Genomic DNA, 8,510 nt, shown 5'->3' on the forward strand with positions numbered 1-8,510 from the left:
AGCTTTTGTCCCTCCCTTTTTAAGGGGGGATGTGGCTTAACTGAACCTATTGAATTTTACCTAACGCAGCGCAGGCTTTTTTCAACCAGGCGATTGTTGCTGCATCAAGTACGGGTGAGAGTTTCTCGACTACCGAAGCGTGATAGTTGTTCAACCATTGTAATTGAGTCTTTGACAGTCGATCGACATTAATCAATTTCCTTTCAAAGGGAATATACGTCAACGGTTCAAATCCGTACCAAACCGTAGCGTTTTTTGACGGCATTTCCCTGACAACATAGAGATTTTCGAGGCGAATTCCGCCCCATCCCGGTTCGTAATATCCCGGTTCGATACTCGTTACCATTCCCGGTTCGAGGGGATATTGTACCGATTTGCTGATACCGTTGGGGCCTTCGTGACCGGCTAAAAATGCGCCGACTCCGTGCCCGGTTCCGTGTCCGTAGTCTAGCTGTTGTTGCCATAATACCGCACGGGCGATCGCATCTAATTGCGAGCCAGTTGTACCTTTGGGAAATTGTTGCAGTGCACAGTTGATGTGGGCGATTAACACTGTTGTGTAGTGTTCTATTTGTAGCGCCGTCGGTTCCCCGACAATCAGGGTTCTCGTGTCGTCGGTTGTTCCTGCTAGATACTGTGCGCCTGAGTCCAGCAGCAGCAATTCTCCTGGTTTTAACGTGATTTCCGGGCTGGGAGTGCCGTAATGTACGATCGAGCTATTTGCTCCCGCACCTGCGATCGTTCTAAACGTTAAAGTCTGAAAATCCGTTTCTTGCTGATAAAAACTTTCGATGGTTTCTTTGACATCAAACTCTGTCACTACCTTACCATTTTCTAGCTGTTCACTCAACCACTTTAAAGTAAGAACTTTCGCTCGGCTTGCTTTGAAATTGGCTGATTTCATCTGCTCGATTTCTACAGGATTTTTCCGAGCTTTCATCCCTTCTACCGGATGTGTCTTAAAAATTATTTCGATGTTGTAGAACTGCGCTTCTTGCTGGTTTAAGATTAACTGGTACGTGCCTGCTGTGCTGTGTTTCGGGTCTAAAAATACCCGAACTTTATTCGGCAAATTTACGCAAGTTTCTAATGTATGCGGATAATCTGCGTAGGGAAGCAAAGTTATATCCGCCCGCAATTCTTGCTTAATTTCTAGTGGAATTCGTTCGGGATTTGTAAACAAAAACGCTGAATCTGTCGTGACAATGGCATAGGATATGAAAATGGGAATGTGGGGAATATCCGAGCCTCGGAGATTGAACAGCCACGCTATTTGATTCAGGTTGGTAATCGGAAGCACATCGATATTGGCGAGTTGCATCGCTTCTTTGACTCTGGCTAATTTTTCGGCGGTGGTTTCTCCTGTCAGGGATACAGGTAAGCTAAATATGGGCTCTGCATCAATCGCGGGTAAAGTCTCTGCTGTTTTCCAAGGAGTTTGCGATCGCACTTTGTCTGTCAAATTCTCCGGGATTGGTATGAGCTCAATCCCCGCATTCGCGAATTTTTTTACCCAATTTTGATATTGCTCTGTCGCTACAGTAAACGGGTCAAAACCAAATCTAATTTTAGTTGATTTTTCTGCCGATTCTACAGCCAGTTTTTCTAAAATTTCAATTAAGGTTAAATTTCCTTCTAACCCGATTTTCGAGATTTCGATGAGTGCAGGATCTACTTGCAATTCAGCTTGTTCGTAATAGCGGGAATCCACAAACAACCAAGCGGAATCTTTACCAACCAACAAATCGCCGGCGGAACCCGTAAAACCGCAAATCCAAGCTCGCCGTTGCTTCGCTGCTGGAACTGATAAATTTAAGTGTTCGTCAACCGCTGGGATGTAATAGCAATCTAATTCAGCATCTGCCATCAAATCGCGCAAGTCTGCCAGTTTGGCAGCGCAGGTATCTTGGATATTTGTATTTGCTTTTAAATTAGTGGCAACCATGTTGAATCTTCCTATTTTACTTGTTTAAAATTGTCTTCAAACCTTTAACTAATCTCCTAATACCTGCGGTGGCGGTTGCTTTTTCCAAAGCACCGTAAGCAACCCGTAAATAGCAGCCACTATCCATGCCGAAGGTTGTACCGGGAAGCACTGCTACATGATATTCGCGAATTAATTGTTCTACTAATTCGATTGTATCGATTTCAGTATCAACTTTCAAGAAAAAGTAGAATGCTCCGCAGGCTGGGGAAATTGTACACAGATTTTGGATTGTATTGAGTTCGTCTAATACGAGTTGTCGCACAGATGCGATCGCCCTTACATAATTATCGCAGTAACCTCTACCAACTTGCAAGGCTCCCAAAGCTGCATACTGAGAAATTACCGGCGGACAAATTAAGATTGTATCTTGAATTTTCCTCACCGAAACCAGCAAATGTTCTGGGATTACCATATACCCGATGCGCCAACTCGCAAAACCGTAGGCTTTGGAGAGGCTAAACAGAGAAATTGTATGTTCGCTGCTGTGGGGAAAAGCGGCGGGCGAAGAGTGTTTGACGCCGTTATAAGTAAAATATTCGTAAGCTTCATCGCTGATGTGATATATGTTGTGCTGGCGGCAAATTTCGTTTACTTCGCGCAGTGATTCAGAATCATAAACTACGCCTGTTGGGTTGTTGGGTGAAATGGTGACAATTGCTCGCGTTTTGTCGGTAATTGCTTTTTTTATGCCATCAATATTGAGTTGATAGCTAGCGTCGGTTTCTACTATCACTGGTCGGCAATTTGCCATGATTGCCGCCATTTCGTGGTTGAAGTAATAAGGTGATTGGATAATAACTTCGTCTCCCGCCGAAGTGATGGCGAGAATGGCGTTGGTAAATCCCATGTTGCTGCCTGCGGTAACGACAATGCAGTTTTTGCTATTAATTTCTATGTCGTTATCAGTTTTAAGTTTGGCTGCGATAGCATCTTGTAATTGTGGAATTCCTTCCACGGCTTTGTATTTGTGATTATCGGGAGTTGCGAAGAATTCGGGGATTTTGTTAAAGGATTCTTGGGGCGGATTGTAGTAAACTACGCCTTGTCCTAATGATATCGTTCCCGGATTTTGCCGGATTAGTTCGCCTACTACGGGAATTATTGGCGATTGTACCGATTGCATTCGAGTTTTGTAAATCTTCATTTAATTTAACTCTGTTTTTAGGATAAAATTTCTTTGTAGACGGCGGTTGAAACCGCGTCTACACGAGGGAAGTCGGCCTCCGCCGACTGAAGAAAACAATTTAATTTTAACCATTTTTTCTTCAACCCGCGCACCATCCGGGTTTTGCTTGTGTAGACGCGGTTTCAACCGCCGAGTCTTCTAAACTCTTTCAACTTCTATTCTAGAGCCTTGCGGGGATTTAAAAACTTTAATTTGTGCGGGCAATCTTTCGCCTAATCCTTGAACGTGGGTAATCACTCCAATCAGCCTGTCTCGCTGCCGCAAAGATTCTAAAATTTGAGTAACGCTTTCGAGGGTTTCTGCGTCTAAAGTGCCGAATCCTTCATCGAGAAATAAGCTGCCCAATTGAGCTCCTTGAGATAGTTTTTCTGATAAAGCTAAAGCCATTGATAGCGAAGTGGCAAAGGTTTCGCCGCCGGAAAGGGTGCGGACTCGTCTCGCTTCGCCGCCGTTCCAATTATCTGTTACCCAATATTCGCCTTCTTGGTTTTTTAGTTTGTAGCGATTTTCGGTTAATTCTTGCAAAATCAAGGTGGCGCTGCCGACTAATTCTGCTTCTAAATGTTCTAAAATGTAGGATTGAAATTCGTTGGATTTGAGATTCTGCGCTAAGGTGTGATAGGTTTGCTCTTGTTCTGTGAAATTTGTAATTTGCTGTGACAGTCTTTCGGCTTGTTCGAGATTTTGAGCTGCTACTTGAATCCAAGCTAACAGTTCGGCGCGGTTGTTGTTGGCTTGTTTGAGGTTTTCTTGGGCGGTATGTTTTGCCGATCGCACTTGTGCTAAAGTATTCTCATCGGTAGTTCGGCCTGCGATCGCCTCGCTCAAATCTTTCGCCCGCGTCTCTAACTGAATTTTTGATTCGCGGTGAGAGCGAATAGCGTTTTCCCATTGCGATTGTTCTTTAACTGTCGCAACCGCTGCTAAAAATGTCTCTTCTGTGAAATCAGCCGCTGTTAATTTTGTAGTCCAATCCAGGTTGAGCTGCTGTTTCTGGGCTTGGGCTTGTCCAAAAACTTCTCCAGCTTGTTGCTCTCTCTCGGCAGCTTGAATAACAGTATTTTGAGCACTTTGATAAGATTTTTCAGCAACTTTCAGTAGATTTGCCAATTCTTGCTTGTCTTGTTCTAAGGCTTTTGCTAAATTAGCATAAGGTTGATATTCGGTAATTTGATAAAGCGCATTTACACAACTTTGCAACTGCTGGTGGCGGCGGTCTGATTCGGCGATCGCATCTTGATATTCTTGCTGTTTAGCAGCTTGAGTGGCCACCGCAAAATTAAATCTTTGCTGAAAATTATCATATTCCAATGATGCCAGTTGGAACTGCTGTTCGGTTTGGCGGTATTGGCGATCGCTCTCTTTAAGGATTGCCAACTCCTGCTGCAACCCCAAGCTTTCCCACTGAGGATTTTCCAGCACTTGAGTGATTTCCTGCTGCAATTGAGCAACTCTATTCGCAGTTAATTCGAGCATTTGAGCAATTTCCGACTCTTTTTGCAGGCAGGCTGCAACTGCACTTTTTGCCTCAGCCGCCAACCTTTGAGCATCTTGAAAAACCTGATTTGCCGTCGCCAATTTCTGCCGCAAACCAGCGACATCGACAATATTAGAATTCGGCAAAGGAGGGAGGATCTCGCTCTCAGGATGCACCCCCCCGCACACCGGGCAAGTATCCCCAGAATTCAGCGACATTCTGATAGCGGAAACACTCTCTAAACGTGCCGCTTCCGCATTAGCGGTTTGGGCCACATCTAACTCACGGGCGCACTCTTTTAGCCTGAGTTCAACTGCTTCTAAATTAGTAGTAGCCTCCACATAATTTTGTTGAGCGCTTTCCTTCTCTGCCAGAGATTTATCCAACTGTTCTTGCTGAGTCTTTTGCTGCTTGGTAATTAGCTGAATTTCCATCAATAAGGGTGAAATTTGCTGCAATTGCTCTAAACGCTTTCCTCCCAGCGAATACTGTTCGAGCTGTGCCGCTGCTTGAGTAACTCGAAAACCCGCACCTTGAATTTTAGTGTTAGCAGCTTGCAGGTCTTTATCTGCTGCCATAAAAAAGCGGAGTTTTTCCTGTTGAATTTTTTGGGCAAGCGCAACTTCTTTTTCTAATTGAGCACGCTGTTCTTCATATACTTTAGCAGCAGCTAGAGCATTTTCGCGAGCCTTAATTTGTGGCGCTAGCACCTCTTCTTTGGCTTTTACCGCGTCAAGTTGCTGCTGCTCTACTGCTAGCTCAGAGCGAGCTTTAATTAACTGCTTTCGCGCTGCCACCGAGGCACTTTCGGCAGTTTCATACTGACTGCGAGCCGATCGCACTAAAGCCCAATCTCCCTGTAAATGATTGGCAGCTTGCGCTCTTTCTAAACGCTGTGCTAAAATTGTCACCTCGGCGGAATTAGCATTTAATTCAGTCAGTTGTTGTTGTAACTCTTGCCAGCGAGCGATTTGCGAAAATAGCTGTTCCTCTTCATCTAACGCCTTCTGAGCTTTCATCACAGCGCGATCGAACTCAGGTAACTGCTGCTCTAAAATCAAAAGTTGCGATCGCTTTAGATCCACCTCATCCGCCGTCGGCGCGCTCAACTCAGCTAACTGCCTTTCCACCATTTCCCGTTCCTGTTTCAGCAACTTTGCGAGTTCGTTTGCTTCCTTCCGCATCTGCTCAAAAATCTCAAATCCCGCTAGCTGCCGCAAAATTTCCCGGCGTTTAGAAGTATCCCCTTTAATAAACTCATCAAACTTTCCTTGAGGCAGAATAATTGCTCGCGTAAAAGTATCAAAATCCATTCCTAAAATTTGTTCAATCGTATTTTGCACTGCAACAATACTCGTCCCCAAAGTTTCCCATTCGCCGTTTTGCCAGCAGTCCAAAATCACCTTATTTTCAGGAGTTTTTGGACGAAAACGCCATGTCCGCGTCACCCGATACTGGGCAGAACCCACAGCAAAACGCAACTGCACCTTTAAATTTTTACTACCTTGACTTGCCAAATCGCCTACTTGCTTGCCGCTGCGAGTTGTCATGCCAAAAAGAGCGTAAGTCATGGCATCTAACAGTGAAGATTTGCCCGCACCTGTAGCACCAGTAATTGCAAACAAATCGAGTTGAGAAAAATCTAAACGCTGTTCGCGGCGGAAACTGGTAAATCCTTCGAGTAAAAGTTCTAGGGGACGCATACTGATTTTAGATTTGAGATTTGGGAATTTTTACAATTATGTTGTTTCGAGTGCTATGGCACTTATCAAGTCCGTTCGGGGAATCACTAGCAATGGCAAAGAATTACCAATTACCAATTACCAATTACCAATTACCAATTTAACTATTAACTGTTTCCTTAAACTTCTTGTACAAATTCTGAAATCCCTCCAATACAGCGGGTTGCGGAGTCGTTCCCAAGCGGTTTTGATAATAGTTGCAGAACTCTGCGGCAGGATCGAAATTATTGGGATCGATATTAGTGTTCTCTGTTGCTTCTAGCGGTGCATCCCGATAGCGCGGCTCAATTAACAGCGCTTGAGAACAGATTTGGCGGACGCGATCGGCTAATCCGATTTGCGGGCTGTCCAGTTCGACAATTACCTTCAAGAAACCAGGATGATATTGATGAGCTTCTAAAATTTGATCGAGATTGTCATTATGACATTGAAGCACTTTTAACGGTTTGTGGCAAGCTACAGGTCTAAATTCTACCTTAGCCTGACTTCCAGGCTCAACTTCGATCAAGCAAAATCCTTTTTCCTGTTCCGCTTCTCCGAAATCTAACTGAATCAAAGAACCGGAATAATAAGCTGGGGAATTCTTAGCAATGCGCTGGTGAATGTGGATGTGTCCGAGGGCGACATACTGAGCTTCCGGCGGCAGAGTTTGCGATGACAGCAGGTATTTTTCTCGCGTGTAGTAAGCGACTTCGGATTTAGCCAAGCGAGCGCCGTCAATGCTCATGTGTCCCATCAGCATATTCACCGTATTGTCGCGAAAATCTGTGGTTAAATTTTGCAGTAAATCTGCTACGATTTCGCGGTAATCTTGGCGGCGGTTAGCGTCGCCGGAGTGCCAGAGAGAATTAGCATCTAACAGTCTTTGTTCGGAAGCAAAAGGCATTGCTCCCACGCACAGTTTACCACTTTTTGTATTAAGAGTAATCGTGCCGCCGTCTGCCGATCGCCTGGGTTTACCTAAAGCGCGAACGCCGGCGAGGGATAGCAGTTGGGCGATGCTGTCGATGCGGGATGCTGAATCGTGATTGCCGGCGATCGCAATTGCGGGAATTCCGGCAGCTTGGAGTTCGCAGAAAAAGTGATAGGCAATGCGTTCAGCGTAGGCGGTCGGGTTGGGAACGTCAAAAATGTCTCCGGCAACCAACACAGCATCGACATCGAGGGCTTTGGCTTGTTTCAAAATCTGTTCCAGGGCGATCGCAATTTCAAAAGTGCGATCGATTCCTCGGAAACGCCGCCCTAAATGCCAGTCAGCAGTATGAAGTATTCGCATAGTACAAGGAGTTTTTTGTTTATTTTAACTGAGATGTTGTACCATTTTCAAGAACGGGCAAGATGCCCGTTCCACAAAGAATGAATTTCTTGTGGAACGGGCATCTTGCCCGTTCATAAAAGCCTGATTTGAAATGGTAAAATATCTCAGTTTTAACGCTTTGTGCGATCTCGCTATAAATATCTGCCACTGTTTATGCCTCTTCCTGTTCTCTAATTGCTATTTCAATCTCATCAGGATATGCCTCAGCATAAGCCCAAGCATTCGCCAAATCAGTGGCACGCAGAGTCGGATAGTCTTCTAACAGTTCAGCTTCAGAAATACCTAAACGGCGAGCATTCACCAGCACCCAAACAGGAATTCGCGTTTGTCTGATGCAAGCATCGCCACCGCACACGCCGGGAGTATTTTGAATTCCAGACCCAAATTTTCTTAAACTTTGGGCTAGTAATTCTATAGCTTGAGCCTTCTCTTCAGGAGTTAAAGCCAAGAGTTGCGGTTGCAATTCTTTTAGTGTCATGTTCGCAGTTATTGAGTTCATAAATATTAACTTGTTTTGCCATACAGGTATTCTAGCATTGGCTCAATTAAAACATTCATTCCACAGGCTTCACATCGTGAAACCGAGTATAATCAACCACCCGCCCTCCCGTCGCCGATTTCAAAAGAATATCTACAAACCGCATATTCCACATAATTTCAGATGCCACAAAAGAATGTCGCGCATGAATAGTTTGCGAAACAGTTTCATCAATCCCTGTTAACTTGACACTCCCCGGCCTTGAAGGCGCGGGGATTCTTGGATCAATCAGTCGATTTGCTCGTTGATGCTGCCATCAAAG

At 44.8% G+C, this 8,510-nt stretch carries 6 protein-coding genes; all 6 read right to left on the bottom strand.

What is annotated here, in order from left to right; translation table 11 throughout:
* Positions 1-46: 46 nt before the first annotated feature.
* Positions 47-1,945 carry an aminopeptidase P family protein gene (locus tag QUA44_RS21975; RefSeq protein ID WP_333254053.1) on the bottom strand — a complete coding sequence of 633 codons (1,899 nt, stop codon included), beginning with the start codon at positions 1,943-1,945 and terminating at the stop codon, positions 47-49.
* Between the two features lie 16 nt (positions 1,946-1,961).
* A complete protein-coding gene (locus QUA44_RS21980; RefSeq protein ID WP_333254055.1) occupies positions 1,962-3,131 on the bottom strand; it encodes a pyridoxal phosphate-dependent aminotransferase in 1,170 nt (389 codons plus the stop codon).
* Between the two features lie 180 nt (positions 3,132-3,311).
* On the bottom strand, positions 3,312-6,353 hold the full coding sequence (locus QUA44_RS21985) for an SMC family ATPase (RefSeq protein ID WP_333254057.1): 3,042 nt from the start codon (positions 6,351-6,353) through the stop codon (positions 3,312-3,314).
* Positions 6,354-6,492: 139 nt separating this feature from the next.
* Positions 6,493-7,668 carry an exonuclease SbcCD subunit D gene (locus QUA44_RS21990; protein ID WP_333254059.1) on the bottom strand — a complete coding sequence of 392 codons (1,176 nt, stop codon included), beginning with the start codon at positions 7,666-7,668 and terminating at the stop codon, positions 6,493-6,495.
* Positions 7,669-7,861: 193 nt separating this feature from the next.
* A complete protein-coding gene (locus tag QUA44_RS21995) occupies positions 7,862-8,188 on the bottom strand; it encodes a DUF433 domain-containing protein (RefSeq protein ID WP_333254061.1) in 327 nt (108 codons plus the stop codon).
* A gap of 76 nt (positions 8,189-8,264) precedes the next feature.
* A complete protein-coding gene (locus QUA44_RS22000; protein ID WP_333254067.1) occupies positions 8,265-8,480 on the bottom strand; it encodes a hypothetical protein in 216 nt (71 codons plus the stop codon).
* Positions 8,481-8,510 lie beyond the last annotated feature (30 nt).

The sequence above is a fragment of the Microcoleus sp. N9_A2 genome (assembly GCF_036701775.1).
In the GTDB taxonomy this organism is placed as follows: domain Bacteria; phylum Cyanobacteriota; class Cyanobacteriia; order Cyanobacteriales; family Microcoleaceae; genus Microcoleus.

Coding starts and splice junctions, on each gene's coding strand:
- QUA44_RS21975 (WP_333254053.1), bottom strand. CDS start 1,945: ATGGTTGCCACTAATTTAAAAGCAAATACAAATATCCAAGATACCTGC.
- QUA44_RS21980 (WP_333254055.1), bottom strand. CDS start 3,131: ATGAAGATTTACAAAACTCGAATGCAATCGGTACAATCGCCAATAATT.
- QUA44_RS21985 (WP_333254057.1), bottom strand. CDS start 6,353: ATGCGTCCCCTAGAACTTTTACTCGAAGGATTTACCAGTTTCCGCCGC.
- QUA44_RS21990 (WP_333254059.1), bottom strand. CDS start 7,668: ATGCGAATACTTCATACTGCTGACTGGCATTTAGGGCGGCGTTTCCGA.
- QUA44_RS21995 (WP_333254061.1), bottom strand. CDS start 8,188: ATGACACTAAAAGAATTGCAACCGCAACTCTTGGCTTTAACTCCTGAA.